25 protein-coding genes are annotated in these 26,300 nt (G+C 49.8%); 16 read left to right on the top strand and 9 right to left on the bottom strand.

What is annotated here, in order from left to right; translation table 11 throughout:
- The first annotated feature begins 294 nt into the window (after positions 1–294).
- From KXJ70_RS04355 to KXJ70_RS04305, 11 genes are all read left to right on the top strand, one after another.
- On the top strand, positions 295–1,839 hold the full coding sequence (locus tag KXJ70_RS04355) for a 2-isopropylmalate synthase (RefSeq protein WP_219042221.1): 1,545 nt from the start codon (positions 295–297) through the stop codon (positions 1,837–1,839).
- Complete coding sequence (locus tag KXJ70_RS04350) at positions 1,840–2,694, top strand: hypothetical protein (RefSeq protein WP_219042220.1); 855 nt, start codon at positions 1,840–1,842, stop codon at positions 2,692–2,694. It begins immediately after the preceding gene.
- A gap of 4 nt (positions 2,695–2,698) precedes the next feature.
- Complete coding sequence (gene rimI / locus KXJ70_RS04345) at positions 2,699–3,145, top strand: ribosomal protein S18-alanine N-acetyltransferase (protein ID WP_219042219.1); 447 nt, start codon at positions 2,699–2,701, stop codon at positions 3,143–3,145.
- A gap of 45 nt (positions 3,146–3,190) precedes the next feature.
- Positions 3,191–3,598, top strand: a complete 408-nt coding sequence (locus tag KXJ70_RS04340) for a hypothetical protein (RefSeq protein ID WP_219042218.1) — start codon at positions 3,191–3,193, stop codon at positions 3,596–3,598.
- 90 nt (positions 3,599–3,688) lie between these two features.
- Positions 3,689–4,618, top strand: a complete 930-nt coding sequence (pbpG, locus tag KXJ70_RS04335; protein ID WP_255558184.1) for a D-alanyl-D-alanine endopeptidase — start codon at positions 3,689–3,691, stop codon at positions 4,616–4,618.
- A gap of 126 nt (positions 4,619–4,744) precedes the next feature.
- Positions 4,745–5,188: a hypothetical protein gene (locus tag KXJ70_RS04330; RefSeq protein ID WP_219042217.1), complete on the top strand. Its 444-nt coding sequence runs from the start codon at positions 4,745–4,747 to the stop codon at positions 5,186–5,188.
- A gap of 930 nt (positions 5,189–6,118) precedes the next feature.
- Positions 6,119–6,751 (top strand): MOSC domain-containing protein, encoded by a 633-nt coding sequence (locus tag KXJ70_RS04325; RefSeq protein ID WP_219042216.1) that lies wholly within the window; start codon positions 6,119–6,121, stop codon positions 6,749–6,751.
- An 83-nt stretch (positions 6,752–6,834) separates the two neighbouring features.
- Complete coding sequence (ylqF, locus tag KXJ70_RS04320; protein ID WP_219042215.1) at positions 6,835–7,770, top strand: ribosome biogenesis GTPase YlqF; 936 nt, start codon at positions 6,835–6,837, stop codon at positions 7,768–7,770.
- A 27-nt stretch (positions 7,771–7,797) separates the two neighbouring features.
- Positions 7,798–8,274, top strand: a complete 477-nt coding sequence (locus KXJ70_RS04315) for a YehS family protein (RefSeq protein WP_219042214.1) — start codon at positions 7,798–7,800, stop codon at positions 8,272–8,274.
- 291 nt (positions 8,275–8,565) lie between these two features.
- Positions 8,566–9,252 carry a helix-turn-helix transcriptional regulator gene (locus KXJ70_RS04310; RefSeq protein ID WP_219042213.1) on the top strand — a complete coding sequence of 229 codons (687 nt, stop codon included), beginning with the start codon at positions 8,566–8,568 and terminating at the stop codon, positions 9,250–9,252.
- A 4-nt stretch (positions 9,253–9,256) separates the two neighbouring features.
- Positions 9,257–9,634: a hypothetical protein gene (locus KXJ70_RS04305; protein ID WP_219042212.1), complete on the top strand. Its 378-nt coding sequence runs from the start codon at positions 9,257–9,259 to the stop codon at positions 9,632–9,634.
- A 164-nt stretch (positions 9,635–9,798) separates the two neighbouring features.
- Here KXJ70_RS04305 and KXJ70_RS04300 read toward each other — a convergent pair whose 3' ends face one another.
- Both KXJ70_RS04300 and KXJ70_RS04295 read right to left on the bottom strand, forming a co-directional pair.
- Positions 9,799–10,479 carry a Fe2+-dependent dioxygenase gene (locus KXJ70_RS04300; RefSeq protein ID WP_219042211.1) on the bottom strand — a complete coding sequence of 227 codons (681 nt, stop codon included), beginning with the start codon at positions 10,477–10,479 and terminating at the stop codon, positions 9,799–9,801.
- An 82-nt stretch (positions 10,480–10,561) separates the two neighbouring features.
- Positions 10,562–12,712, bottom strand: a complete 2,151-nt coding sequence (locus tag KXJ70_RS04295) for a TonB-dependent receptor (protein WP_219042210.1) — start codon at positions 12,710–12,712, stop codon at positions 10,562–10,564.
- A 460-nt stretch (positions 12,713–13,172) separates the two neighbouring features.
- Here KXJ70_RS04295 and KXJ70_RS04290 point away from each other — a divergent pair, with 460 nt between their 5' ends.
- The 4 genes from KXJ70_RS04290 (at position 13,173) to efp (ending at position 16,422) form a co-directional block, all read left to right on the top strand.
- A complete protein-coding gene (locus KXJ70_RS04290; protein ID WP_219042209.1) occupies positions 13,173–13,982 on the top strand; it encodes an enoyl-CoA hydratase-related protein in 810 nt (269 codons plus the stop codon).
- Between the two features lie 200 nt (positions 13,983–14,182).
- On the top strand, positions 14,183–14,509 hold the full coding sequence (locus KXJ70_RS04285) for a hotdog family protein (protein ID WP_219042208.1): 327 nt from the start codon (positions 14,183–14,185) through the stop codon (positions 14,507–14,509).
- 145 nt (positions 14,510–14,654) lie between these two features.
- Positions 14,655–15,797, top strand: a complete 1,143-nt coding sequence (gene earP, locus KXJ70_RS04280) for an elongation factor P maturation arginine rhamnosyltransferase EarP (RefSeq protein ID WP_219042207.1) — start codon at positions 14,655–14,657, stop codon at positions 15,795–15,797.
- Positions 15,798–15,849: 52 nt separating this feature from the next.
- Positions 15,850–16,422: an elongation factor P gene (efp, locus tag KXJ70_RS04275; protein ID WP_219042206.1), complete on the top strand. Its 573-nt coding sequence runs from the start codon at positions 15,850–15,852 to the stop codon at positions 16,420–16,422.
- An 84-nt stretch (positions 16,423–16,506) separates the two neighbouring features.
- Here the strand turns inward: efp and KXJ70_RS04270 are convergent, their stop codons facing one another.
- The 5 genes from KXJ70_RS04270 to KXJ70_RS04250 form a co-directional block, all read right to left on the bottom strand.
- Positions 16,507–17,052 carry a hypothetical protein gene (locus KXJ70_RS04270; RefSeq protein WP_219042205.1) on the bottom strand — a complete coding sequence of 182 codons (546 nt, stop codon included), beginning with the start codon at positions 17,050–17,052 and terminating at the stop codon, positions 16,507–16,509.
- A 317-nt stretch (positions 17,053–17,369) separates the two neighbouring features.
- On the bottom strand, positions 17,370–18,290 hold the full coding sequence (locus KXJ70_RS04265) for a glutaminase (RefSeq protein WP_219042204.1): 921 nt from the start codon (positions 18,288–18,290) through the stop codon (positions 17,370–17,372).
- A 261-nt stretch (positions 18,291–18,551) separates the two neighbouring features.
- Positions 18,552–20,834, bottom strand: a complete 2,283-nt coding sequence (locus KXJ70_RS04260; protein WP_219042203.1) for a TonB-dependent receptor — start codon at positions 20,832–20,834, stop codon at positions 18,552–18,554.
- 140 nt (positions 20,835–20,974) lie between these two features.
- Positions 20,975–21,889: an NAD-dependent epimerase/dehydratase family protein gene (locus KXJ70_RS04255; RefSeq protein WP_219042202.1), complete on the bottom strand. Its 915-nt coding sequence runs from the start codon at positions 21,887–21,889 to the stop codon at positions 20,975–20,977.
- A 41-nt stretch (positions 21,890–21,930) separates the two neighbouring features.
- Positions 21,931–22,341, bottom strand: a complete 411-nt coding sequence (locus tag KXJ70_RS04250) for a nuclear transport factor 2 family protein (RefSeq protein WP_219042201.1) — start codon at positions 22,339–22,341, stop codon at positions 21,931–21,933.
- 102 nt (positions 22,342–22,443) lie between these two features.
- Here KXJ70_RS04250 and KXJ70_RS04245 point away from each other — a divergent pair, with 102 nt between their 5' ends.
- Positions 22,444–23,283, top strand: a complete 840-nt coding sequence (locus tag KXJ70_RS04245; RefSeq protein ID WP_219042200.1) for a LysR family transcriptional regulator — start codon at positions 22,444–22,446, stop codon at positions 23,281–23,283.
- 318 nt (positions 23,284–23,601) lie between these two features.
- Here the strand turns inward: KXJ70_RS04245 and KXJ70_RS04240 are convergent, their stop codons facing one another.
- Together KXJ70_RS04240 and KXJ70_RS04235 are read right to left on the bottom strand one after the other, a co-directional pair.
- Positions 23,602–24,372, bottom strand: a complete 771-nt coding sequence (locus KXJ70_RS04240) for a hypothetical protein (protein ID WP_219042199.1) — start codon at positions 24,370–24,372, stop codon at positions 23,602–23,604.
- A 95-nt stretch (positions 24,373–24,467) separates the two neighbouring features.
- Complete coding sequence (locus KXJ70_RS04235; protein WP_255558182.1) at positions 24,468–26,297, bottom strand: alkaline phosphatase family protein; 1,830 nt, start codon at positions 26,295–26,297, stop codon at positions 24,468–24,470.
- Between the last annotated feature and the right edge of the window lie 3 nt (positions 26,298–26,300).

Raw genomic sequence — 26,300 nt, 5'->3', positions numbered from 1 at the left:
AGGCCAGCGCTAGCGAGTAAATTGTATACAAAATCACCAGCGGAAACGCCTTTAAATTGACGTTTGCGCAATTTCATTTGCTTTGCGCCTCTCGGAGTTTGACGTTAAGGATGGACTAAGTTCATTTGCCGGTCTTGGCATTTTTACCGAGTTTGGACAGTAGTACGGAGAAAAAACGGCGCTGGATGGTGAAAAGAGCCAAGAACTCTGGCCCATGTCCGACTATAATTGCGAGCATTGATTGTGCTGTGAGCATTATGTCACAGCAAATAATGATAATTTGGGGAGTTATTCATGGCTATAGATCGGTTGATTATATTCGACACGACACTGCGTGACGGTGAGCAAAGTCCAGGTGCGTCGATGACGCGCGATGAGAAAGTGCGCATCGCCAAGATGCTAGAAAAAATGGGTGTCGACGTTATTGAAGCGGGCTTTGCGATAGCCAGTGTGGGTGATTTTGAATCGGTGCGAGCGGTCGCTGAGGCGGTGAAAGGCAGCACGATATGTAGCTTGGCGCGCACCGGCGCAGAGGATATTGATCGCGCTGCGGAAGCTCTGCGCCCGGCTGAGTCGGGGCGTATCCACACCTTTATAGCCACCTCGCCAATCCATATGGAATACAAGCTGAGAATGGCGCCAGACAATGTGGTTGAGCGCGCCGTGGCGGCGGTTAAGCACGCTCGTAACCTTATTGGCGATGTTGAGTTTTCCTGTGAGGATGCTTCCCGCTCAGAATATGACTTTCTGTGCCGTATTATTGAACAGGTTATCAATGCCGGTGCGCGCACCATTAACCTTCCAGACACGGTTGGTTATGGTGAGCCCGGAGAATACGGCGCCATGGTGGCGCGGTTGATGAACTCGGTACCCAACGCTGATAAGGCCATTTTCTCAGTGCACTGCCACAACGACCTCGGTTTGGCGGTGGCGAACTCACTGTCTGCGGTTATGCACGGTGCGCGACAAGTGGAATGTACAATTAATGGCTTGGGCGAGCGTGCCGGTAATGCCTCCCTGGAAGAGCTGGTGATGGCAGTGCGGACCCGCGCTGACATTTTCCCAGTTGAAGTGAGTGTCGATGCCACCCAAATTGTGCCCACCTCGCGTCTGGTGTCGTCGATCACCGGTTTTCCGGTGCAGCCGAATAAGGCCATTGTCGGTGCCAATGCCTTCGCGCATGAGTCCGGCATTCATCAGGACGGGGTTTTAAAATATCGTGAAACCTACGAAATTATGCGAGCCGAAGATGTCGGCTGGAACGCCAATAAATTGGTGCTGGGCAAGCACTCCGGTCGCGCTGCCTTCAAAGCCCGCTTGGAGGAGCTAGGCATTACCCTGGAAAATCAGGCGGCCCTGAATTTGGCGTTTACCCGCTTTAAGGAATTGGCGGACAAAAAACACGAAATTTTCGATGAAGATCTGCAAGCCTTGATGAGCGATGTGCAGCCCGCGGAGCGCGAGTTGCGGTATAGCTTTGCCGGCTTGGAAGCGCTATCAAAAACGGGCTCAAAGCCCCGAGCGGATATTCAGCTGCTTGTCGATGGTGAATCACAACAGGCCTCTGCCGAGGGCGACGGGCCTGTGGATGCCGCATTTAAGGCAGTTGAATCCCTGGTAAATAGCGGCGCTATGCTCTTACTTTACTCTGTAAACGCCATTACCAGCGGTACAGATTCTCAGGGTGAAGTGCAGGTACGACTAGAAAAAGACGGTGTTATCGTGAACGGTAACGGCGCCGATACCGATATTATTGTGGCCTCTGTTAAAGCCTATTTGGACGCTTTGAATCTTCTGGAAGCGGGCGTCTTAAAAGCCCATCCACAGCGGGGCGTGTAAGTGAACGAAGCACTGCGCTTAGATTATTTGCAGGCGATGGGCGTGGACAGCTATGTGCCACGCTACGTGCTGGATGGCGCGGCAGAATCACCGCTTTGCGACATGGGTTTTCCGCCTGCGGATTATGACGATGGCGGCGCGGCATCGGCGGACAACTACGATATTGAAAGCGAATATCAAAACCTAAGTGCGCAGCGCGACAGTGAAAAGTCAGCGGCCGGTAGTTCGCAAGCTAGGGCATTGCAAGACAGTTCCCCGCAAAGCAATGGCGAAAGCCGGTCGCGCATTGCGTCTGAGCTTGAGGGTATTAATTTAGACGGCAAAAGCGCAAAACGCGCTGCTAACGTTGAAGAAAAAGACCAGCTTAATGCAGAGAATGATGGCGCGGCGCAAGCCAATCCCCGTTTTAGCGTTGATCTAGTCGGCACAGATATTGGGCTGTTATTCGTGGTGGACACGACGGCATCAGCGCTGATCCCCAGCGAGAAGCGGCTGCTCGCCAATATTGCCGTTGCGGTGAAAACCCACCATCACATCGAGTCAGCACCACGCTTTTCTAGTACTAAATTCCAGTGGCCGGTCGTTAAAACCCCCAGCTTTGCGCAGGGCGCCAATGCGGCGAAAGACGCACTCTTAGGGAGTGTGATGGCGCATGCCGAACGCCAAAATGCGCCTTGCATAGTGGTGTTTGGTGAGCAAATACAGCCGTATTTCGATCACGATATCCTGGCCAGCGCTAGCTTGACTGTCCTGTTTAGCGCCAGTCCGGCAGCGATGATGACAGATGGCGCTTTAAAAGCCGCCTTATGGCAGCAGTTGCGTGGGCACGCCTTTCCCACTCAGGATAGCGAATAACATCATGCCGCGTGTCGCTATGCTGGGTATTCATCACCTTGAACAGTGCTTATTAATAGAAACACGATCTGATCCGCATCCCTGGGGGCGGGTCAATTGGCTGCGCAGTCTTCGCGACGATCACTGCCTTGGTTATTGGCAAGACAATGAATTACTGGCGATTAGCGCTTATACCTTGGTCTTGGATGAGGTCAGCCTTCTGAATATTGTGGTTGATACCGACAGCCGTGGCGGCGGTGTAGGCAGGCATTTGCTCACCGAGGGTTTGGAGTGGATGCAGCAGTTCGGTGGCCAGCGCTGTTTACTCGAAGTACGGGTATCTAATACAGTAGCGCGAACCTTGTACAGTAAGCTCGGCTTTGTCGAGGATGGCATCCGCAAAAAGTATTATCCGCTAGGCGACGGTCATGAAGATGCCGTTTTGATGTCAGCCGATCTGCCGCTGTTTTGAACAGCATCAAGCCGCACTTAAACCCTATTTATTGAGATTAAAATTATGCAGGAAGTAGAATCTGATTGGTGGTTTATTGGATTACCTGAAGAATGGCGTACCGAACAGGACGACGACAGTATTCTGATCTTCGACCAGGATGAACTCGGCTGCATTAGTTTGAGCAGTTTACAGGCAGAGAACGGCAAGGCCGCTACCGAGAAAGACCTGCTCGACTTGATCAAAGACGTCGGAATTCCGATAAAAAACGGCAAAGTTTGCAAAATAGGTGACGATTATCGTGGTTGGGAGTTTGAAACTGTTGAAGAAGGAGATTATATTCGCGAATGGTTCTTGCATGGTGGAAGTCACTTATTGCTAGTGAGCTATGCTTGCGCGGAAGATGATAGGGATATGGATCGGGCAGCGGTAGATCAAATTTTGGATACTTTGCGGGTTAAAAGCGAAGAGTAAACAAATTTGTATAAATATTGAACAGGTCGGCAGTTTTGCCAAAATGGCTATGATAACTTCCGCTTAATTATTTGGTTAGACGGTGAAGTAATGACAAGAATAATGATTACGCTGTTGGTGTCACTGCTGTTATCTCCAGCAATGGCGGGTACTTCAGCGACAAACCCCGCCACCGGGAATAATCCTGCAAACCTGCAGTTAGCCTCTGTTAGCGCGATGGTTGTCGATGCCGACACCGGCGAAGTGGTGTACCAAAAGTACGCAGATATTGTGAAACCGATTGCCTCGCTTACCAAAGTGATGACGGCGATGATCGTGCTTGATGCTCATCAGCCGATGCGAGAAGTGATTCGTTTTTCTAAAGATGATCGCAGAGCGGTTAACAATTACTATTCGCGCATACGTCTAGACTCTGAATTACCTCGCAGCGAAGTCTTGCGTCTTGCCTTAATGTCGTCTGAAAATCTGGCAGCCGCCGCATTGGGAAGAAATTATCCGGGTGGCATGACGGCGTTTGTGGCAAAAATGAATGCCAAAGCGAAGTCCTTAGGTATGAAAAATACCGTCTTTGTGGATAGCAGCGGTTTATCGCATCACAATGTCTCAACTGCGTCAGACTTAGCTAAATTAGTTGCTGCCGCAGCGAAATACCCTGAAATTGCAGAGTTCTCAACGACCACAACTCACACGGCTAACTTTAGCCGCCCGGCTTATAGTCTCGCCTATGTTAATACCAACTCCCTGGTGCGTTATAAGCGCTGGGATGTGGATATGAGCAAAACCGGCTATCTCAACGAAGCTGGACGCTGCCTAGTGATGAAGGCAAACGTCGATGGTAAGTCTTTGCTGTTTGTGATGTTAGACTCTTTTGGCAAAACCAGCCCCATTGGCGACGCTGGCCGTATTAAGCGTTGGCTAGAAACCGGTAAGGGCGGTAATGTGGCCACGGCAGCACATGTGTATCAGAAGAAGAAAGTATCTGAATATATGGCGGCTCGCGCGACAGCCAGTATTCGTTAAACAGATTTGCTAGCGAACACCTCGAAGGGCCTTCCTGCCGACAGGAAGGCCCTTCTTGTTTTCAGTGATTGGCAATCGAATTGAACATTCGTGGCGAGCGATTCTAGAACAAAAGGCTTGAATATAATGCGAGTAAATTGGAATATCACGCCGTCTGAGCTTGGCTCTTTGGCGGAATATGTTTGTACTATCGACAGCGTAGCTAAGCTTGAGGAAGAGCTTGAACCGCTGATTATCGCGTGTACAGACAAGGCAGTCAGCTTGATGCACGACAATATCGACGACGATTCCCAGTATTTGATATTTGAAATCACGGCTGACGGCATCTTAAAAATTGTGGTAACGGACGACACCAAACAGCGCGAAGCGGGACACAAAGTTATTTGTGATATGTCTACCGTTGAGCCGTATCTCGCAAAATCCTCGCACTGGAAGTTTAAAGATGAGCGCTTTGCAGATGTTGTTAAATTCTGTCTTCGCGACTATTTGACCACCTGTAGCGGCTTTATGCGCTTCTCCTTGGTGGCGACTTTTTCGGAAGGTGATAGGGCTAAAACAGAGTTACTTTAAAAGACCTCTACACGGTTGTTATTTTATCCGCTGTCTGCGTCGCTTAAAGACACCTACTTTTGGCAAAGTCGTACCCAATAATGCACTCGCTCCTCTTGTATGGATACTCGGTCGTGGCCGATTCTGACGGGGATTTGGTATGTGTACTCGGTCGCTGCAGAGTATGGCGGACTTTGGTTTGCGTACTCGGTCGCTGCTCAATATGACGGTGCTTGAGTATGCTGTGCGGGCTCCCACCGCTGCCATCCCCGACCCCGATCGGGGATCCATAAACCGCGACTATTCGCTGTTTCCTAGGTCGAGAAAAGCAAACGGGATCGCTGTGCTCTCCTAGATACTCGGTCGTGGCCGATTCTGACGGGGATTTGGTATGTGTACTCGGTCGCTGCCGAGTATGGCGGACTTTGGTTTGTGTACTCGGTCGCTGCTCAATATGACGGTGCTTGAGTATGCTGTGCGGGCTCCCACCGCAGTCATCCCCGACCCCGATCGGGGATCCATAAACCGCGGGCTATGCGCTGATTCCTAGGTCGAGAAAAGCAAAGGGGATCGCTGTGCTCACCTAGATACTCGGTCGTGGCCGATTCTGACGGGGATCTGGTATGTGTACTCGGTCGCTGCAGAGTATGGCGGAGGTTTGGTTTGTTTACTCAGTCGCCGCACAATGTGCAAGGCCTCCGCTGCGCGGCGGTTCGTGAGATTTCTCCTTGCCAGAGAACAACACTCCCGCTTGCTGACCTTCCCATTTTCTTCTTTTACGTCAATATCGGACCACCTATTGCGGTGCGAGATATGTTGACTGACGTATATCTACACCTTGCCTATGTTTGGCATTCTAGGTTTCCGACACAGGCTATTGTCCATCTAGTAGTTTGTGCTGCCAGCGTGGATGGACCCTGGCATCAGTAATTACGGAAAGTGGGGGAAGGGATGAAGCTTGTTTCAATAAATCGAGCGCAGAAGCAACAGATAGAATTCGACGGTAAATTGGTCGAAACCGGCATATTCAAAAAGCCTGTCGCGTCGTCGGTCTACGTGAGTAGTGCAGGAATTGAGAGTGATAATATCGTCGACCTGAGTGTGCATGGTGGTGCAGATCAGGCCGTTTATCTTTATAGCCAGGAAGACTATCAGTGGTGGGCTGACTTTTTGGGTAGAGAACTTGAGCCGGGATTGTTCGGCGAAAACCTCACCACACAAGGCATTGATCTGCGTGAATTAGTTATTGGCGACCGCCTTATGATAGGCAATACCATTCTCGAAATATCTGCACCGCGTACCCCCTGTTTTAAGTTGGCAGTGCGCATGGGAGACAGTAAATTTGCCAAACAGTTTATCTTTGCGGGCAGGCCGGGCGCCTATGCTCGGGTGTTGCGAGACGGCAATATCAGCGCCGGTGACCCTATCATATTAGTAAAGACCGACCAGGCCTACGCCGGAGTGCTGGAAGTGTTTGAGCTCTGGCACGCTAAGCAACGCTGCCCGCAATTGATCCGCAAGGCTTTGGCATCGCCTATTTCAAATTATCACCGCAGTGTCATTCACGATTGGCCGCTTACGTAGTAAAAGCCGAATTGCCCATAGGATTTACCTAATTTGATCTGCATCACGTACAATAGCGCCTCTGATAGATAAGGGCGTGGTTAATGGCAATTCAGTGGTATCCGGGGCATATGCACAAAGCTCAAAAGGCGATTGCCGAGGTTTTGCCTCAGGTTGATCTGCTCATTGAGGTCTTGGATGCACGGATTCCAAGCTCCAGCGAAAATCCCGCCATTGCTAAATTGCGCGGTGAAAAGCCATGCATCAAGGTGCTAAGTAAGTCTGATTTGGCCGACCCCAAGGTGACGGCCGAGTGGCAAGAATACTTAGAGCGTGATCGCGGGGTAAAAACCTTTACCACCACCACCGACGAGCCCGGCAAAATTCGGCAGATAATTGATCTCTGCCGCAAAATGTTTCCCGCAAAAGACGCGAGTTTAAAAACTATCAACTCGATGATCGTCGGTATTCCCAATGTGGGCAAATCCACGCTTATCAATATTCTCGCAGATCGGATTATCGCCAAAACCGGCAATGAACCAGCGGTGACAAAAAGCCAGCAGCGAATAAACCTGGGCAGCGGTATTGTGCTATTTGATACTCCCGGTATTCTGTGGCCAAAAATTGAAAACCCAAATAGCAGCTATCGTTTGGCCGTCACCGGCGCAATTAAAAACACCGCTATGGAGTTCGACGATGTCGGGTTTTACGCCGCTGAATATTTAATTAAGGCCTACCCAGAGTTACTCAAAGCGCGCTTCCAGCTCGATAGCATTCCCGACACCGAACTGGCTTTTTTAGAGGCGGCAGCGCGTCGGCGTGGCGCACTTACCGGTGGCGGCCGCATTAACTTCCACAAAATATGCGAATTGCTGATTAACGAATTGCGCGCCGGTACCGTGGGACGGATTAGCCTGGAAACGCCTGCTATGATTGAGCGCGAAAATTTAGCCGTTGCCGAAGCAAAGGCAAAAAAAGAAGAAGAGAACCAAGCCCGTAAACGTCGTTTTAAAGATGGCTCTCGCCGTTCAGATAATTGAAAGACAAGTAAGTAATAGGAAAACACCATGGTAAATAATGATGTCTTGCGCCGAGTGCGTTACATCTTTGATTTTAATGATTCAAAAATGATGGCGATCTTTAGCTTGGCTGATCACCATGTTTCCCGCGAAGAAGTGAGTGCGTGGTTAAAAAAAGAAGAAGATGACGGCTTTGAGCATTGCGATGACTTGTTGTTAGCCGCATTTTTAAACGGCTTAATTGTTGATATGCGCGGCGCCAAAGACGGGCAAAAGCCGGTAGTAGAGAAACGCCTGACAAACAATATGATCTTCATGAAGTTAAAAATTGCCCTAAGTCTAAAAGCGGAAGACGTGATGGCGATACTGGCACTGGCAGATTTTAAGATTAGCAAGCATGAGTTGAGTGCCTTCTTTCGCAAGACCGATCACAAACATTACCGCGATTGCAAAGATCAGATTTTGCGGAATTTCTTAAAGGGTTTGCAGTTGAAGTTCCGCAATACTGACGGCGACGAATCGTAGCACTACTTTTTTGATACCGCCTGGTTGTCTGAAAAACTAGAGTGATCATACGTTATCTAACTTCGCCGAATGTAAGTCGATACTAAACCTGATCGTTAATAAACTCATTAGCGGTCAGTCACGGGTATTGTAACTTTCGATGTAAGTCGTCAAGGCATGTGAATAAGAGAGCACTTCCCACTATCTACCTAACTAGCAAGCAGTGCACCCCTGCGGGGCCGGACATCATAACCGCGCGTTTTCAGCGCCGCTTTTGCGTGTGTTAGACCTTCTAAGAGAAAAGGCTATAGTGTGCGAAAATCAGACAGACTTTTTCAGTTAACTAATATTTTGCGTAAACATCAGCCCATTACTGCAAAGCAGTTAGCTGAGAAATTGCTGGTGTCTGAAAGAACTATATATCGCTATATTGATGATTTATCTTTGTCGGGAATACCGATATATGGCGAGCCAGGTGTTGGGTATCGGTTGTCAGAGGGCTTTGAGTTACCGCCGATACAACTATCTTCGGGCGAGTTGGAGGCGCTCATTACGGGGGTGAGCTTTACAGCGTCTTTAACTGGAAAGCATCTTGCGGCTTCAGCGCACTCACTGCTGTCAAAGATCGAAGCTGTATTACCGAAGGCATCAAATCTGATTCCTGATGAGGAGCGCGTGGTAAGGGTGCCGGTAAGTCATCGTGATTCTGAAACGTATCAAGTTTGGGGGAAAGCGCACTCGGCGATAGAGAGAAAGCGTTGGCTGAAGATCGCTTATAACTCGCTTTCAGAGAGTGTGACGTCGAGAACAGTTTATCCTTTGGGTCTATTTTATTGGGGAGGCAGATGGACGCTAGGCAGTTGGTGCGACCTGCGCGGCGACTACAGGGACTTCAGGCTTGACCGTATAAGCGAGCTAACCCTTTGTGAATATACCGCTCCTTTACCAGAAGGTGTTTCTCTATCGGCATATATTGAATCAAAAGCAAAAGTGGACTGACACAATGCTGTCAGTAGCAACGCCTTACAGTTGGCATTCAAGCAATAACTGGGGCACTAATATGATAAAGAATGGCAATATTGATAGCATTGGCGGCATGGAGTTCGCGACCTTCAGGCTTAAAGACGGTGTGACAGAGGCAAGATTGGTAGAACTGTCTAATAACGTCGAGGCAGATTTTCTTAGTCAGCAAGGGGAGCTAATTCTCCATTTTTTGGTTCGTGGTGCAGATGGTATTTATGCAGATGTGGCTATTGCCAGCTCGCAGGAAAAGGCAGAGGAGTATTGCCAGCAATGGTTAGATAACGCCGTTGCACTTGAATATTTAGAACTTCTTGAAAAAGACTCTGTGAACATGACGTTCTGGACGAGAATCAACTAAAACTTTAACAGAATAAGGCTGCGCAGGAAGCGAGAAGCTTTGGATCTGCGCTACTTTAACGGGTAGTAAAATAGCTGTCCGTACTTCTCTGAGTAATCTAGATAGTCCCTCGCTATTTGTAGTTTGAAGAGTAAAGCTCCGTATTTTCTCTATGTAAAAGCAATTTAAGTTTGCGCCCACTGCCGCAATAAGTTGTGGTAAACCCCGGTGAGTTGAATGATGGCGGGGTGGTCTTCATTACCCTGACTTAAGTTCTGAATACTCATATCCATGTCGTATAGCAAGCTGCGTTTTTCATCGCTGGCGACCATACTTTGCAGCCAGAAAAACGAGGCGAGGCGTCGGCCTTTGGTGACAGGTGTGACTCGGTGCAAGCTAGTGGAGGGATAGAGAATCATATCTCCGGCAGCGAGCTTAATACTTTGTGTGCCGTAGGTATCTTCGATGACGAGTTCGCCTCCGTCGTATTCTTCCGGCTCTGAGAAGAACAGGGTCATTGATATATCTGTTCGCACTTTAACCGCCGTACCCTTTACCTGCCGAATAGCATTGTCGACGTGCACGCCAAAGGAGTGACCACCTTGGTAGCAATTGAACAGTGGCGGAAAAATTTTTAGGGGTAGGGCGGCAGACATAAATAAATTGTTCTTGGCAAGGGCGGCCAAAATAATATCGCCGAGCTGATTTGCCGCGTCGGAATTCTCTGCCAACTGAATATTGTTTTTATTTTTTGCTGACTGGTAACCCGCAGTTACTTTGCCATCTACCCACTCTGCTGCTTCCATAACACGGCGGCAGTGTGCGACTTCTGCTTTGCTGAGAACGGCGGGTATTTTAACTAACATGTATTTAGACCTTTAACGGAAACGCCCCGCATGTGCGGGGCGGTAGGTTTTCTCTGGCGCGTATATTATTGCGTGTTGAGAATTAGAACTCCAGACTAGCGGTAAGTGCTACGCTTTTGCCGGCGCCTGGTACGCCGCGACTGCCGCGAGGTTTAAGCAGGTATTTCTCGTCGCTTAGATTATTCGCATTCAGTTGTAACTTGAGGTTATCAGTCGCTTGGAATGACGCAGCCGCATTTAGCAGAGTGGTAGCGTCTAGTTCAGTGGTGCTGCCATTCTCGTATTCGCCAATGTACTGCAGGCCTCCGCCCACTTGCCACGCTCGATCAATTTGGTAGGTCGTCCACAGGCTTGCGCTGTGCTCAGGGGTATTGAAAATAACTTCGCCAATTTCTTCTGGATCGCCAGAGTCTTTGATTTCGCTATCGGTATAGGTGTAGTTGGCAATAATGACCCACTTGGATGTAATCGTGCCGTTAATGCCCAACTCAAGTCCTTGTACTACTTGCTCGCCTTCAAGTACTAGTACGTCATCATTATCCACGTCATTGGTGGAAGCATTGGTTTTCTCCGAGCGGAAAATGGCTGCACTGGCTAGCACTTTGGCGTCGAACAGTTCCCATTTGGTGCCGAGTTCGAGGATTTGATCTTCTTCAGCATCGAGGTTTTGCTCATCAGAACTCAGCGTTAAGTTGCTGCCAAGTGGCGTTTGAGAATTGCCAACACCGACATAAATACTGCCATTTTCTGCCGGTTTATAGGTAATTGCGGCGTTCCAGCTGATCAAGGTGTCACTCGATTTATACTTGAATGGGTCGGTGATAACACCACCACGACCAGTTGAAGAATAGTCTTGTGAATACTCTTGCTCATAGTCTTCAACTCGTACACCAAGGGTGACCAACCATTGCGGTGTAAAGGTTAAAGTATCGCTTACGAACAATGACAGCGCGTCGTAGGTGCCTTTGCGCTGGCCACCGGCACGGGTAATAGAGCCGCCGTATGGATCGTCGGTGACGGGGTTGTATAGGTCGACATTGGGCGGATTATCGTTGGTGGCCAGCAGCTCGTAGTTGATATATTCCTCTTGGGTAATATCAATGCCCGTGACTAGATTGTGTTGGACGCTGCCGCTGACAAAGTCGCTGCGCAGGGTGGTTTGGTTAGAAATGATATCGCGGTCTTCGTCACGTCCTTTAACGCCTCCGCGGCGTACGTCGCCGGTAGATGAATCAAAGCTCGGGCGGGTGAAGGCGGCGGAGGTTTCGGTTGTGCCGATAAATGTTTGGTTGCGCAGGCTTAAGGTGTCGCTGAAGTTATGTTCAACGGCCACTTTGAAGGTGGTGATTTCATTCTTGTCGTAATCGCGATTTTCAACACCGTAGTAGTTTTCTGCGGTGGCTTCATCCAAGTAGCGCTCGCCGTTGGCGTTGGTAAGTAATGGCACACCGCCATCGGGAATATTGTCTTGGTCGAGATAGGTGACGCCACCAGATAGTGTGGTCTTTTCAGATAATAAATACGTTAACGCGCCGGCAAAGCCGCTGCCTTTGTTTTCGGTAACATCGCGGCCGGGTACGCCGCTGTCTTGGGTCATAACATTAATGCGGCCGGCCAAATTATTGCTCAGTGCACCGTTGATGTCTGCGGTGGCACGTAGTTGGCTGTCGCTTCCGACCAACACGGTGCCACGTTTAAAGTCTTCAAACTTAGCGGTTTTACTTACCAAGTTAACCGAGCCACCGGCTGAACCGCGACCGCTGACGGTAGACGAGGGGCCTTTGGTTACTTCTAACTGCTCCAGGTTAAATGTGTCGCGACTATACGCGCCGATATCTCTTACACCATCTACATAAAGATCGTTGGTAGCGTCAAAACCACGGATACTCAAATTGTCGCCGGCCGCAGCGCCGCCTTCACCGGCCTGCATGGTAATGCCCGATACATTGCGCAAGGCGTCACGTAGGCTAGTGACCGCCTGGTCGCGCAGCACTTGCTCAGGTACAACGCTAATAGTCTTTGGCGTGTCGGCTAATTTTTGGGTGTACTGCGGAGACGATGCTTTCTCTGCTTTGTAGGGCGAGATTACCGTCGATTCAACCTTTACTGCAGGAAGGGTCTGTTGGGCTTCTTCGGCGGCTAGGGCTGTCAATGTTGTACTGGCAAGTGCGACGCTAATCGCCTGCGCGAGAAGTTGGCGCCGCGGCTGGTTTGGTTTGTATCTATCTGTCACGTTGAATGTCTCCTGGTAGGTTCTCATGTTGCTGATCCCATATGCCACTGTTTATAAATAAGATGACCGAGTGGTTAGCGGGCTTTTGTTTGGTCAACTCGTGAAGTCGAGGCACATAGTAATGAGAATCAATATCAAATACAAATGGTTTGTATTTAGATTTTGCTTCGAGAGGGTTCGCCAAAGCCTGTCGCGGTGTCGTTAGATTCAAATAACTGATTGGGTAAGCGTCGGGTTTTGCATGAAATTACGCGCAGCTTTAGTGCATTTTTCGCTAAAAATGGCTAATTCATAAACGTCGACGCAGGCTGTGCAAATCGGCGTGTTTTATCGATTGTCTTTCCTAGGAATGTCCCGTATTTTGTGTGTTTAGAGCTTGGTGACAGCAGTCCAGCTAGGAGGAGCGCACTAAGCACGAGGCAAGGATGCGTCTTTATCTGTAGTAGATAGGATTAAAATAATGATTAATGAAATCGGCCCCGTTCATTCACGTCGCCACGGCAGAGTCCTACACGTCATTTTAAGCCGCCCAGCATTAAAGAACGCCATAAATGAAGAGATGGTGACCTCCTTATATCGCTGCTTGCGCGATGCGGCGCAGGATGACACCGTCGGTGCCGTTGTGCTTGAGGGCGCGGGCGACGCGTTTTGCTCTGGAGCAGACATCAAAAATTTGGCGCTGGGTGTTGAGCACACCCGTAAATACTCTACTGAAGTGTTGTTACGGGTGGGGGCTGAAGCCGCCATGTTATTGCATGAAATGCCAAAACCGACCATCGCAATGATTCGTGGTCCGGCGGTGGGCGGGGGTTTGTCGCTGGCTTTGGCCTGCGATTTTCGCTTGGCGGATAGCACCGCAACGCTGGGCTATGCCCACACAAAAATTGGCTTGTCCGGCGACTTCGCGGCGGCCTATTTTTTAAGCAAATGGATGGGGGCGGGCAAGGCGCGGGAATTCTGTTTGTTATGCCCAACCTATAGCGCGGATGAGGCCTATAGAAACGGTCTGCTCAGTAAGGTCTGTGATGTGGATTCGCTATGTACTGAGGTAGAAGCGTTGGCCACGCGGTTAGCGGAAGGACCAACGAATGCACTGGGCTGCATTAAAAACAATCTAAAAAATGCCGAAGAATTAAGCTGTGAGAGCTATATCGCTGAAGAAATCAAAAACTTCCAGCGCTGCAGGAATAGTGATGAGCACCGCGAAGCGTTAGCGGCCTTTTTGGAGAAACGAGAACCGGTATTGCCCAGGGTAAAGCTCGCAAAGTAATAGCTGGCAAGCGCCTGTAATTAAAGTACCGCCACCAGCTCACACTGCTTGGCGGTATTTTTTTGTTTGGCGATTTTAGCGGGTAAATTCTCTGTGTGGTTCTGGCCATATTTGATTGCGCTTTTTTTCACTGCAAATCAGTCTGATTCTCCCAAGACTATGATACCTTGCCGGTTATTAATAATACGGCGCGCAGTGCGATGGTAGATAATTCCCCAGTGTATTTTCCAGACGTTACGTCTTCAGAGTGGATGGCGATGCCCATGCCTGAAGGCGATAGTTTTGACAGTCAGCTCGCTCCCTATGAGTTTCGTAAATCCGGTGATGGCAGGGCGGAGGCGCGGTTTGAAACCAGTAGTGCTAGCCAAAATGGGCAGAATGGACTTCACGGTGGTTTTTTGGCAGTACGCGCTGAGCAAGTGTTGTATCTCCCCCTTTATATTAATCGAAGCGTTGCGTTCGGTAGGGTGGTGACGATTGATATGACGCTGCAGTTTGTCGGGCTTGCCGCTGTTGGCGGAAATTGAGTTAATTCACGAAACCGGACGTATGGGGTTCACGCGCGGCGTGCTCAAACAAGAGGGACGGGTGTTAACGAGTTTTACCGCTACTCTGCGTAAATTAGCTGCCACCTAAATTAGCCATATTTTGTTTTTTCACTGCGAACATGCGATGCGTACACACTGGGATATTTTTTGTCAGGTCGTCGATAATTACGGCGACATTGGCGTTTGTTGGCGTCTGGCCCGGCAATTGGCGGCGGAATACGACCTCGATGTGCGCTTGTGGATTGATGACGTCGCGAGCTTGTCCCGCTTGGTTCCCGCCGCGAACACTGCGGCAGTCGAGCAACAACCTCAGCTGATAGACGGCGTTTGGGTACATTTCTGGGCCGCGCCGTGGTCGCCAGTGTCAGCGGCAGATGTGGTCGTGGAAGCGTTTGCTTGCGAGCTGCCCAGTGCCTATATTGCAGCCATGCTAGCCCGGGAGACGCCGGTACTGTGGTTGAATCTAGAATATTTGAGCGCCGAAGACTGGGTCGCAGGCTGTCATACCCTGCCGTCCTTGCAGGCAAATGGCCTGCAAAAATACTTCTTCTTCCCTGGCTTCAGCGCAGATACTGGCGGCTTGATCAGAGAGTCTGGTCTGTTAAAAGACCGGCGAGAATTTCAGCGCAGTGCCACCGCCCGCGAGGTGTTTTTAAATCGTATTGGGGTCCAGCTAGCCACAGATAGCACCTTAGTTTCGCTGTTTTGTTATGAAAATCCCCAGCTGGCAACTCTCTTAGATCATGCTGCAGTGGCGGGGCACCCTTGTCATGTTTTGGTGCCCGAGGGGAGAATCGTCGGTGATGTTTGCCGTTGGTTGGCAGTGGATAAAATCGAATTTGACGAGGTTTACGCGCGGGGCAACGTCACGATTCAGTTGATTCCGTTTTTGAGCCAGCAGGACTACGACCGTTTACTGTGGAGCTGCGATTTCAATGTGGTTAGGGGGGAGGATTCCTTTGTTCGAGCCCAATGGGCAGGCAGACCCTTTTTATGGCATATCTACCCGCAGGAGGAAGGGGCTCATCTTATTAAAATGGAGGCATTTTTAAGTCACTATTCATGTCAGCTAAGCGCTGGCGCCAAGCAAGAATTGCTAAGTCATTGGCGGGCTTGGAATTCCGCTGATCAACGTGTGCAGTGGGATGGCTTTATGTTTGCGCCATCGGCAGAGCTGGCGGGCCATGCGGAGCGATGGTGTGGGGTTTTAGAAGGGCAAAATAATCTTGCGGAATCGCTAGTGCAGTTTTATCAGAATTGGGTATGATACGCAGCCAAAAAAATTGCTGGCTTAACTCAATTTCCATTCGGATAAACCTATGAAAACAGCACAAGAAATGAAGCCCAATAGTGTGATTCTGATCGACGGCCAGCCTTGGATGGTTCAGAAAGCAGAATTTACGAAATCTGGTCGTAACAGCGCCATTGTTAAAATGAAGCTAAAGAACTTGCTTAGCGGTTCGACGACAGAAACCGTATACAAGACCGACGACAAAGTTGAGCCGGTTATCCTCGAACGTATTGCCGTAACGTACTCCTATGTTGCCGATTCGGTCTATGTATTTATGGACGAAGATTACAATCAGTACGAATTAAATGAAGACGATATCGAAAGCGTATTGCCTTATATCGTTGATGGCATGTCTGATATTTGTGAAGCGGTATTCTTTGAAGGCAAAGTAATATCTGTTGATCTGCCGACCATGATCGTTCGCCAAATTACCTACACCGAAGGCTCTGCTCGCGGCGACACCTCTGGCAAGGTTATGAAACCAGCGAAGTTGAGTAACGGCACTGAAATCAAAGTGGCTGACTTCTGTGAGATTGACGACTGGATCGAGATTGATACTCGTACCGGCGAATACAAATCACGCGCTAAAGCACCGGTTTAAACCCGCTTAAGCAAAAAAGCCCAATGTTTAGCTCATTGTACTGAGTCAAACATTGGGCTTTTTTATGCCTGCGGTTTAGGGCTGTTAGTTACTGGCCAGCGAGCTCTTGCTGTGACAGCGGCTTAAAGCCTGTTCCCGCGCTTCGTTAAAGCCCTGCATGGAGAAGCGATCGTTGCCAGCGTCCAAGTGCTGTGCCATGGCGTCTGTGGTCGGTATCAAGACATTGACCGCGTCGGAGTGAGTCATTAAGTTCAGCAGTTCTGCGTTCGCAAATACATGGCCCATAATAATTTCATGGCTATCTCCGATGCCTGGCTTTATGGCGACAACTTTTAGCGGTAAGGATATAGAAATACCATCAAAATTGGCGTCCATGGTGACGGTTTTACCTGCTAAAGACCAGACATCTGGACTTGAACTAGTCCAACTGAGATACAGTTCATCGCTGCCACAGGTGTTGCTGTGTTTCACTAGGCCAAAGTGGTGGCTGGTTTGACTGTCTGCAGCAACCGTATAGCCAGTGGAATGAGACAGTTCGCCTACTTTCCACATGGGTGTGACTTTGGCAAAAACGCTAGCGGACAACAGTGCGGTACTTAGCAATAAGGGATAAGAAAGATTTTTATTCATATTAGGCCACCATATTCAGAATGCATTACAGCGTTGGATTGTAATGATACTGGCGGCAAAATGCCTTGCTATGTATACGTAATCGCCGCAAATGAGAACACACTCACAAAATCTAACATATAATGTCAGCTTCTGTTTTCGCGAATGACTGTGCATGTTATGGCAACTGAAAAAACAGGCGTTTAATGGGAGTGCTGGTCGACGTCGGCAGCCTAAACGGAGTGTGAAGCCGGTTTGGCTTGGACATCAGTATCCCGAAGAGTGGAGAGACAAAAAATTTATTATGAGCTTTAATTGGGTCGGTGAAATAGTCAGTGTTAATGCCCAAAAATTGACCATCCCGTTTTTTGCACAAGCAATTCCAGCGCCTGGGTTCCCAGCTTGCTGTTGCCGATGCTATCGAGTCCGGGCGACCAGACCGCAATAGAGGCCTTGCCCGGCGCGATTGCTAAAATACCGCCGCCAACCCCACTTTTTCCAGGCAAGCCCACTCGGTAGGCAAATTCGCCTGAGCCGTCGTAATGACCACACATCATCATCAGTGAATTAATACGGCGGGCGCGCTGTGCAGATACCACCCTAAATCCGGTGCTTTCATTAATGCCGTCCGACACCAAAAACAAGCCGGCCTGCGCGAGCTGCTCGCAACTCATGGAAATGGAGCAATGGTGAAAATACGTGCCGAGCACCTGCTCTACGGGATTCTTCAAATTTCCAAACGCGGCCATGAAATGGGCTAGGGAGGCATTGCGATCGCCGGTAAGTTTTTCTGATTGGGCCACTTTCTCGTCTATGCCGATACTATTGTCATCGGCGATAAAACGCACAAACTGCAAAATTTCGCCCAGGGTTTCTCTGGGTTTATGGCCCATCATAATGGCGTCGGTTACTGCAATCGCACCGGCGTTAATGAAGGGGTTGCGGGGTTTTCCGCCCTCGTGTTCTAACTGCACAATGGAGTTGAATGGGTCTCCCGATGGCTCTCTGCCAACACGAGACCAGATCGCGTCACCGAGCTTGCCGAGGGCGATAGTCAGGGTGAAAACCTTTGAAATGCTTTGTATCGAAAATAACTGATGGGCACTGCCGGCATTAAACACCTGGCCATCCGGCAAAGCGACGCTGATACCAAATTGCTCGGGGTCGATGCAGGCTAGCTCAGGGATATAGCTAGCGACCTTTCCCTTGTTTGGCTCGGCGGTGATGGTTTTACAGATATCGTTGAGAATGTCTTGCATCGCAGTGTGAAAGATTTTCTAGGAACAGAAGTGGATAGTGTAACGCGACTTGCGGGGCAGAGATATTATAGGTGCTGTGATAAGCAGCTTTAGATAAAAAATTTGCTAAACCGAGTTTAGGGGAGGCTCACTGATGGCCCTTGCTAGAAAAAACAATGTGGTCGCAAGTGACGACCACATTGTTCTGCTTATCATATTGGATCAGCTTCACGGATTCCGCCAAAGCGCCGCAAGCGTATTCACCGCTAGGCATCGATGAACTTAAAGCAGCGAGCCAAATCGGTAGGTCACATCAATACCGAAGGTGCGAGGCTCTCCCCACTGGTTAGTACCAACGCGTGCGCCGCCCCCTGCATCTACCTCAAAGCCGCCGATTTTATATTCCTCGTCGGTGATATTTTTCCCCCAAATTGACACCGCCAGTATGCCGTCGCCAAGGGCAACATCGTCAAAGGTGATGCGAGTGTTTAGCAAGTCGTAGCTGTCTTGGTTGATATCGTCATTGCCGCTGATTTTTGGTGTGACGTATATTTTGCTGGTGCCGGACCAATCCAGGCGCGCTCGCAGTGTGCCAATGCTGGTAAAGCTGGGCACAGTATAGTTGAGCGAGAGGTTGTAGCTGTTCTTGGGGCTAAACTCAAAGGCGCGATCTTCGGCAATATCGCTCACCGCGCCAGTGTTGATATCGAAAGAGTTGAATTTATCGTATTGGGCATCGATGTAGCCGTAGCCTGCACTGATATCTAGTCCGTCAACGACACGCATAATTAATTCGGCTTCGGCGCCAGCGATGGTAGCTTCAGCGGCATTTTGGATAACAATCGAAAAGCCGCCCTGCGTATTGCCAGGGTCTACCGCATTCACTTGCGCCTGCATGTCACTGAGGTTTTGGTGGAAGGCCGTCATATTAAATTGCACGCGATTTTCCAGCCAGTTTGATTTCATGCCGAGCTCGTAGCTATCAACCTGCATATCATCGTAGGGTCCCCATTGCAGCGGCGTATTGGCGCGGGCATTAAAGCCGCCACTCTTAAAGCCTCTGGCATAGGTTGCAAAGGTCATCAGGCTGTCATTCCACTGATAGTTGATCGACACCCGTGGCGATACATTGCTTTCAGTAATGGTGGTGGGGATTTGCTCAGGCGCGCCCAGGTAGGTTTGATTGTAAGTATCCATAACCACAAAACCGGAGCTCACATCGATTAGGGTGTGGTGTTGTTCGCGGTCTTCCTCGGTGTAGCGAATGCCCAGACTGAAATCGAGCTTGTCGGTCAGGTGCGAGGTCACCTCAGTGAAGAGGGCTTTGCTGGTGTTATCTATTTCGGTGTTTAGCACAACGTGTGAGGCGAAGGCGTCAATTTCTTGCTCGTTGCTATAGTCACCCTGTTCATTAAAGTAGAACACGCCGACAACAAAATCGAAGAAGCCGTTAAAGGCTGTGCCGGTTAGCTGAACTTCTTGGGTCAGGGCGTCGTAGTCAAATATATCTCTGTTGTAAATAAACGGGCTGCTTGCGCCGGTGGCATTGTTGAGCAAATCGTTTTCTACTGTTCTATAGCCAGAGATTGATTTGAGCGCGAGATCCTCAAAGGTACCGATGCTGTCGAGTTCATATTCTATGGTTAAGCCGTGGGCGTTTAAATCGATGTTGCTGTGTGAGGCGCCGAAGGTAGTGACATTGCTTTCCCGGTTTGGGCGAACATCTTGGCCATACATTGCGGCCAGCCAACCAGTGGCCGAGGTCATTTGAGACGCCATCGGTTGTTCGCGTTTCTTCTGCCAGTCGTAGGCGTAGTTAAGGGTCATCCTGTCTAATGGTGTCCACTGCAATGCGCCATGGAGGGCTTGATTGTCTTCGTCCCAGCGGTCGTCGCCAAGGTTGTTCTTCACAAAGGGGTCACGATTTTTAGTCAACGCTGACACGTTAGCTGCGAGCTGGTCTGTTACTGGAAACTCAATATAAGACTTAGTGTCGATGCGATTGTAATTGCCAGCGGTTACCGTCGCCTTGCCGCCGAGCTCGCCCGAAGGTTTGCGGGTGTGCAGGATAACTGCGCCGCCCAAGGTGTTTTTGCCGTACAAAGTACCCTGTGGTCCGCGGAGCACTTCAACGCGATCGAGCTCGGCAACATCGAACAGAGAGCCAATGGATTTGCCTACGTAGATACCGTCGACGTAGACGCCAACCATTGGGTCTTCGGTAATAGTAAAGTCGGTGCGGCACAGACCGCGCATACATATTAGCGCCCCATCATTGCCGCCGGAGTTTGGCAGAATAACGAGGTTGGGCGTTAACTCGCTAATGTGGGAAATATCGCTAATACCGATTTCTGCTATATCTGAGGACGTAAACGCGGTAACGGAAACAGGTATTTCCTGCATGTTTTCAGATCGCCGCCGGGCAGTCACCATAACTTCTTCTATAGTAGAAGTTATATTGCGAGAACTTTCTTGCTGGGCATGGACGTGTCCACTACCTACGCTGCCGAACAGTGAAATCGATACCGCAGCGCAAAGTGGTGTTAGCGATAATGTGTGTTTCATGGTGAGAGTCCCTTATTATATTTGTAAAACGGTGGTCACTGTTATGGGCGGCACGGTCGCAGCTGTGCCGCTAATTGTTAATTTGGTATTTCAACGAGCCACTAGCTAGTGGCTCGCTTCGAGCGACCTTCAGAAGCTATTTAGGCAGTGCCGCTACCTTGATACGCGGCCGAGATTTCTTTTACTAAATCGCGAATCTGCTGCCGCTCATACGCTAGAAATGTTGCGTCTTCCGGCTCATAACGCACTGTTGCGCCAGCACCTGCAAACATAATGATATTGGGTAGCAATGGATGATCTTCTTCCGATACCTCAAGACTCTGAGTGTTTCCGGCAGCGTCAAACCACAGTTGCAAATATTCCTGCCAGCTGTAGTTTTCATCGCCGAGAAGATACGCCTTGCCCGATTCGCCCTTTGTTAATGCCACTAACGTAGCCTGCGCTACAGAGCGAGAACTGATGTGATTGGAGCCACCCTTGGGAGCAAATACCGGCAGATCTGGCAGTGCGCCGCTGGCATAGGCGACCAATGCACCAATATGGGGTATGTCTAGGCCGGGGATGTGGCCTAGTACAAACGGTAGGTTTAGGCTGCAAACCGAAAAGCTTTCAGTGCTAAGTGCTCGCACGGCCTCGTCGGTTTTGCTGCGCGAGGTGACATAGGGGCAGACGCCAATTTGCTGCGGTGCCACTTGAGGGTAGAACGTGCCGATATACACTGCGCTCTTCACACCGGCGTCGCGTGCAGCGGCAAAAAATTGCGGCACGGCCTGATCATTTACTTTGCTGTAAAACTCTTCGGGGCTGACACTGCCATCAAACGGTAGCTGACGAATATCTGCGGCAGCGGCAAACACAAGCCAGTCAAAACCCGCCAGGCGACCGTCGCCAACATCATCGTTCACGTAGTCGCACTGTAAAAAGGGCATTGCCGCTAAAATCGGTGCAAGGGGCTTTTTGCGCGCCATAATCGTTACGTCATGACCTTGGTTCTGAAGATAAATAGCGGCGTCGCCGCCCACCAAGCCTGAACCACCAACAATGAGTACTTTCATATTTTTATCCTTAGTTAATTTAGTGTTCGTGACCATTTGGTCTACTGATGTAAAGACTGGTCACTGCTCCATACAACGTTTACATCGCGACGTGTATAACAGTAGCGACCATCGATATACTCCACGCGCTCTTGATAGCGAATCGCCATATCCAGCTTTCGGCCTTGGCCATCTTTTTCATAGATATGAGACGCGATACAGTAGGTTTCCCCTTCGTAGTGGTCTTCATGCCATTGACCTAGTTGATTACCCACCAGATGGAATGTGGCGCTGTAGGTTTCTTTTAAAAAGCCGAGTGTTGCAATAAAGGCATTGGCATTTTCGCACTGCCAGTGAGGCCCCTTTTGGGTAAAGTCATCGCTGATGATGCCGCGCATATCGTCAAACGTGCGGTCGTCGACAATTTGCGCATAGCGCAAAGCCAGATTCTGGGCGTCATAAAGCGTGTGCATGCCGTTTTAGCCTTTTATGAGAAGTAATTCGCTACAGTGTACAAAATTAGATCTGTTATAGTTAGTTCAATAAAAGCACATTAACTGTGAGAAAATGTACAGATGGATTGGGACGATATTCGCTATTTTCTAGTTCTCGCACGCACCGGCTCGCTTAGCGCGGCGGCACGCGTGTTGGGGGTTACGCACGTTACGGTGGCTCGGCGTATCACTCGTCTCGAAACTGAGCGCGGGGTGAAATTGTTTGATCGGCGCCAGAAAGGGTATTTACTCAGTACCGCTGGCGAGCGCTTGATGGCTGAAGGCGAAGCGGTTGAAGAGAGCTGTCTGCATTTCGAGCGGAAAATACGGGGCCAGTCAGATGTGCTCTCCGGCCCCCTAACCATATCTATTCCGGAAACATCCCTCATAGATCTGTCGGCTCCCATTGCCGCCTTTATGAAGAGTTATCCCGACGTCCAACTCACGGTACTGGCGACCTCGGAGCAGCTCAATTTAAACCAACTGCAAGCAGATGTCCTTATTCGGATGACCGATACTCCACCAGAGCTTTTAGTGGGGCGTCGTTTGGCAGAAATTCCCCTCTATGCATACGGTAGAGAAGATTATGTGGAACAGATTAACGGTGACTACGAGGGCGCCAACTGGGCTATCTGGCAGGCGGTATTTGGCAAAAGTGAGGGCGATAAATATTTTCGCACCCTCGTTGCCGAGCCGCATATCACGCTGCGCACCAATAGCAATAGCCAGCTATTAGCCATGGTTAGGCAGGGCGACTCACTCGGCTTAATGTCGGCCCAAATTGCGGCGCAATACCCCGAATTAGTCCCTGTGTCAGATACGCCATTAGTGACAACAGGGCTGTGGATACTGACCCACAGCGACCTGCGTCACTCAGCCAAAGTGCGTTGTTTTATGCAGTTTATGGTAGAGAAGTGTTAGACATTATGTCGATGCAAACCACAGAAGCGTAATACGAAAGACGTTTATTGGTCTATTTTTGAAACCTCTTGCCCTAAACGCCTGAACATGAAGTTCGTAGCTTGGGTTGAGAAATAAAGCCCAACAGGGTGGGGTGCTCTACCACTATGTTGGGCATGACTCGGCGCATTCGCGCTTCGGCCTCACGGCCAGCAGAGCTGCCCAAATTTGTTCCATACAGCCTTGTCGCTACCGCTCCACCCAAGCTACAGAGTCACATGCCATTTAAAATTTAAAATTTGAAAGAGTACTAGTGGTGTGCTCATTCAGCTTAATAATTCAGTGATGGTGTTCCCCACCAATATCATTGCCCTGCGCGTCATACATGCCTGAGCTGCCGTGTTCGACAAAGCCCAGATTGATCATCTTTCTTAAAAATGGGTCGGACTCGCTATCGCCAATATCGGCGTAGTCGGTGGTTTGATAATCAAGGTGTTTACTAAAAAACGCGTCGATGATTTTGCTGTCGCTGCTCATTTCCGTTAGTGACCAATGCGATATTTTACCTTTGGCGCGGCGCTTATAGGATTTTACAATTTTGTAGGCGGGAAGCCAGACCACTGTGATGGTTTCGTTGTCATTCTCTAATGTGTAGATTTCTTCGCGCTCACAGGCTTTGCCCGATTTTCTACTCAAGCTCATTTTAGATAGCAATGAGTTCGCGATTAGCTGGTTTTTCATGCTCCAGTCGTCGTCGGTTTTTACCACTTTTAATTCGTTCGGTGAGTATTCAATGCCACGCTGATACGCATCAAAATAGCGATTTAATTTTATGCTATTGCTGTGGTTGCGCTCCCATAACTCGGTGATGCCTCGCTCTGGATACTGCTCAGCCACGCTATTGGCGCGACGCCACAATACCATGTGAGAGACGGTTTCAGGCTGGGCGCTATGTTCATAATGGCTAATTTGGTAGCGCGCACTAATAGGTGTATTTGCTGTGCAGTCGGCTGCAAATACTGCGGGTGCGGATAAGGCCGATATAAAAAGACTCGCTAAGGCGCAGATTAATCGACCTGAGATGTTCGGGAAAACGCGGTGCCGCTTCAATGTTACTTCCTCTTTATAAATCTGTTTACATCTACTTATTTATAAATAAAGGCGCCGGTTTTCACCGGCGCCGTCAGGCTTTTATATTATTGTTATCATGGTGCTACTTGCTTGCTATTTGCTTTATTCGCAAGGTCTGCAGCGTAGTTCATGACATGAAATATCACGTTTTGCTCGTTGGTGCCGCTAACTAGCGCAGCGCCAGGGCCTTTCGCGTAGACGCCGACATCTTCACCGGCGTGGGTTTCAGAACCGAGCGGCACTAGGGCCTCTTGGTGGAATCCTGGCGATTGCGTGTCGACTAACAACAGGTCCTGGCGACCAGCATCGATTGCGGAGTTGTAGCCCTCGTCGGCATCTGTTTCATCACCGAGGTCGCGAAAGCCTAGCCCGTTAGTGTAACCAACGGTGGTATAGGGCATACCGTCTGCGGCAAGCGAAGGTGATGTGGAACCGATGTCTACGACTGTACCCAAGATGGGATTGCCGCGCTTCGGGTAACCCGCAATAGTAAATACATGGCTGTGGTCGGCAGTGACGATAATTAAGGTCTCATCACTATTCGTTAGTTCAACCGCTTTAGCCACCGCTTCAGATAGCTCTACTGCATCAGTTAGGGCATTGTAGGCGTTGCCTGCGTGATGAGCGTGATCTATACGTCCCGCTTCTACCATCAAGAAAAAGCCTTCGCTGTTCTTGTTCAAGATCTCGATTGCTTTGCCAGTCATATCACGCAGCGATGGCTCACCGGCAACGTCATTTTTACGATCCGCCTCGTACTGCATATGCGATTCATTAAATAAGCCGAGTACCTTGGTGGTGGTTTCGGTGTTCAGCGCATTGAAGCCAGCTTTATCAAAAATATAACTCCCAGTGGGGTTGAGTGCTTGCCATTCAGCGGTTAAATCGCGACCGTCGGTGCGATCACCCTCTACGCTACTCACTGCATCTGGGCTGTTAAACGCGGCGTCTTTAGGCAAGAAACTGCGGCGACCGCCACCCATCACAACGTCAACGCCATCGACGGTTACGCCGCCAATGCGGGCCTCTAAGTTAGCTTTGAAATTAATTAACTGCGAGGCGATATCTTCGCAGCCAGCGTCTTTAGCGGCGGCAGGCATATCGCCGTCGTCTTCCCAATCGCGGTCTGCCGATTTAGCGTAGGTCGCTGCTGGGGTGGCGTGGGTGATACGGGCGGTAGACAATATACCCGTCGATTTCCCCGCAATTTCCGCCAGCTCAAGCGCGGTTACCAGCTCATTTCCAGCAACCGTGCTGCAATCACCGCGCACAATATTTTCGTTTACGCCAATCACGCCAGCATCGGTTTTAACACCACTCATAAGCGCCGTCATGGTGCCCGCGGAGTCGGGTGTTTGGGCGTCTACGTTATAGGTTTTTGCCAAACCGCTATAGGGAAATAGATCAAAGCTCAGGTTGTGGTCTTCGCCTAGTTCGCCGTTGAGCTGCCCAGCTAAAATGCGTGCAGCGGTTACCGTTGAGATCCCCATGCCGTCGCCGACAAATAAAATGACATTCTTAGCGGCGCCACGGGTGAGATTTGGCGCGGTAGCTGACGCAATTTTAGCTTCTGCATCACTGAACCAAGTATTGTTGCGGGTGTTGCCGATAAGATCGGTTTCCGCTGGCCCGGTAAAGGGTTCACACACAAACTTGGTGTCGGTGATTTCGCTAGTTTCTAAAACGCCATTGCTATTGCTATCGGCACCGCTGTCAAACTGAATACCGCCACCTGGGCAGTTACTGTCGCCAGCTGCTAGCTGTGTTTGGGTGATTAAACTGTTCACGCCGTTGCTGCCATCAGCACCATTGCTACCGTTTGCGCCGTTGCGGCCATCATCGCCACCACAAGCGGTTAAGCCTGCTATCGCGCTTGCTAAAATTGCTAATTTAAACTGTTTCATTGC

This window comes from Zhongshania aquimaris (genome assembly GCF_019312595.1).
Taxonomy (GTDB): domain Bacteria; phylum Pseudomonadota; class Gammaproteobacteria; order Pseudomonadales; family Spongiibacteraceae; genus Spongiibacter; species Spongiibacter aquimaris.
This window is presented reverse-complemented; position numbering and strand designations above follow the sequence as displayed.